Annotated in this window: 2 protein-coding genes and 1 pseudogene; all 3 read right to left on the minus strand. The window is 74.1% G+C overall.

Annotated elements, in window-relative coordinates:
- Positions 1-370 (minus strand): annotated as a pseudogene (locus tag IE312_RS42850) (class F sortase); the annotation flags it as partial.
- Positions 357-1,046, minus strand: a complete 690-nt coding sequence (locus tag IE312_RS32520) for a hypothetical protein (RefSeq protein ID WP_189985840.1) — start codon at positions 1,044-1,046, stop codon at positions 357-359. The gene IE312_RS32520 and the pseudogene IE312_RS42850, both read right to left, overlap by 14 nt.
- A 344-nt stretch (positions 1,047-1,390) precedes the next feature.
- Positions 1,391-1,993: SLC13 family permease (locus tag IE312_RS42855; RefSeq protein ID WP_268254382.1), on the minus strand; the 603-nt coding region annotated here is incomplete at its 5' end.

Below are 1,993 nucleotides of genomic sequence, written 5' to 3' on the forward strand. Positions count from 1 at the left end.
TCGCGGTGCCGGCCTCGCCCGGCGTGGGGCCGCCCTGGTACCAGCCGACGAGCCGGGGGCGGTCGACGGGCGGTGTCTGAAGCGACCGGTCGGCGCCGAGGCGCAACGGGACGACCGGGGCGTCGATGCCCAGCGCGGGCACGCGGAAGGACGTCGGCCGGGACCGGGGCAGCGGGCGGGGCGGGGCCGGTTCGCCCGCGTGGGCCCGGGAGGCGCCGGAGACCGCCTCGGTGTCCGGGCCGTGCCCGGAGCCGCCCGCGCCGCACCGGGAGGCGGCCGTCACCAGGACCACGGCGAGCAGGCCCGTCCTGGCGAGGCGGTAGGCGCGGGTCCGGTACCAGGGCCTGCGTCGGGGCCTACGCGGCACCATGGGGCCGCCGGCGGTTCCGCCGGACGTACACGGCGCCACCGACGGCGACCAGGCCCACGGCACCCGCGGCGGCCACCGGGGCGTAGGCGGCGGCCGTGTCGATGAGGCCGCCGCCGCCCGCGTGCACCCCGCCCTTGGGGCCGTCGTGGTCGCCGCCCTGCCCCCAGGAGCCGTCGTTCTGCTGGTGGTCGGCGATCTGCCCGTTCGGACCGTTGTCCCCCCGGTCGCCCTCGTGGCGCCCGTCCTTGCAGTTGACCCGGAAGACCTTCTCCTTCAGCGCCACGGGGGTGCCCACGGCCCAGCTGAGCTTGTACTGCCCGTCCGCCAGGCCCAGCGGGTCGGTGTGCCCGGCGCCCCCCGCGAGCTGGATGGTGCCGGTGACGGTGGCGGCGGTGGGGAGCGGGGGCTGTGGGGTGATGGTGTAGGCGACGGCGGTGAGGGTGTCGAAGTTGACGGCCTCGAGATAGAACCTGCAGACCACCGGATCGTCCTTGGCCGATCCCACGAGCGGCTCGCGCAGGTGGCGTTCGTCATGGATCCGGATGTCGCCGTTCTCCCCCTGGGCCGCCGCCTCGGGCGCCGCCACCCAGGACGCGCCGGCCGCGGCGAGGGCGGTGAGGACGACTGCGGCGCCCGCGCGAGAGCCGGCGGCGCGTGGGAGTGTCAGGGTGGGCATGCGCAATCCTCCGAGTTCAGACGATTTTCATACAAATCGCTCTTTCGCCTGGACTCTGCGTCATGCACCCCAGGGGCCGTCGGCACCGGCGCCCGACGCGCCGTCACAGATCGCTCGTGCGGCGCAATCCGGGCCGCTAGGCCCCCTTCCCGGCCACCCGTCCGGCCGAGTCGCCGGGCCGCCCCGGAGACCGCACCGCCACGCCCGACGACAGCAGGAGCAACGCCCCCGGCATCACGAACGGCGCAGCGACCCCGCCGGACCGGCGACAGAAGGCGATGACGAGGCGGAGCAGCCAGCCGCGGCTCCCACCGGGCGCCATGGGTACGACCTCCGGGGCGTGGTCAGAGGATGCCGAACAGGAGGCCCGCGCCGAGCACCACCAGGGCGGTGAGCGCGGCCCACTTGACCACGAACCGGGTGTGGTCGCCGAACTCGACCCGGGCCATGCCGACCAGGACGTAGACGGCCGGGACGAGCGGGCTGGACATGTGCAGGGGCTGGCCGGCGATCGAGGCGCGGGCGATCTCCACCGCGGGCACGCCGTGCGCCTGCCCGGCCTCGGCGAGCACCGGCAGGATGCCGAAGTAGAAGCCGTCGTTGGACATGAAGTAGGTGAGCGGGATGCTCAGCACGCCGGTGACGAGGGCCATGTGCGGGCCCATGCCGTCGGGGATGTTGCCCACCAGCCACTCGGCCATGTGGTCGACCATTCCGGTGCCCTGCAGGACGCCGGTGAAGACGGCGGCGGCGAAGACCATGCCGGAGACGTTGAGGACGTTCTCCGCGTGGGCGGCGATGCGGGCCCTCTGGTCCGGCATATGGGGGAAGTTGACGGTCAGGGCGAGGGCCGCGCCGAGCAGGAACAGCACCGGGATCGGCAGCCACTCCATGATCATGGCGGTGAGCAGGACGACCGTGAGCAGCGCGTTGAACCAGTAGAGCTG

The organism is Streptomyces capoamus (genome assembly GCF_014654935.1).
Classification (GTDB): Bacteria; Actinomycetota; Actinomycetes; order Streptomycetales; family Streptomycetaceae; genus Streptomyces; species Streptomyces capoamus.